This is a genomic window from Yoonia sp. R2-816 (genome assembly GCF_046762905.1).
GTDB lineage: Bacteria > Pseudomonadota > Alphaproteobacteria > Rhodobacterales > Rhodobacteraceae > Yoonia.
Genome location: NZ_JBKQXN010000069.1, coordinates 1 through 400, shown reverse-complemented (window position 1 = coordinate 400; position 400 = coordinate 1). Strand labels below are relative to the sequence as shown.

Sequence of the window (400 nt, the reverse complement as noted above, 5' to 3'; positions counted from 1 at the left end):
AACATTGTGGTTTCCTTTGATGGTTTGGTTTGCACCTCCATCAAAACGGACAACCATCATCTCCATCAAGAGATGTGCCGTCCCCATTTCAGCTTGCTGAGAAGGGGGCGGTGTCAGATCACATCGAGACTAATTCACATGATGAATGGTGGGACTACGTCTATGCCGATTTTGAGGCAATCTGTATCTGTCTTGGCATCGAACTCAAACGGGTACCCATCAACCGCCATAAACCGACAGGTGCGTGTCGCCCCTGCATTTGGTTTTCGGGATTTAGCCAACAGGGCGATGGTGCCAGCTTTGAAGGCTCGTGGCGCTACGAAAAGGGTATGTGCCACGCCATCCGGACCTATGCACCAACCGACACAGTTCTGCACCAGATTGCGGATCAGCTCCAAGC

The 400-nt window shown here is 51.8% G+C and carries 1 pseudogene; it reads left to right on the top strand.

The features are described 5' to 3' along the window. Positions 1-110 precede the first annotated feature (110 nt). Positions 111-400 (top strand): annotated as a pseudogene (locus tag ACFWW2_RS01340) (antitoxin of toxin-antitoxin stability system); the annotation flags it as partial.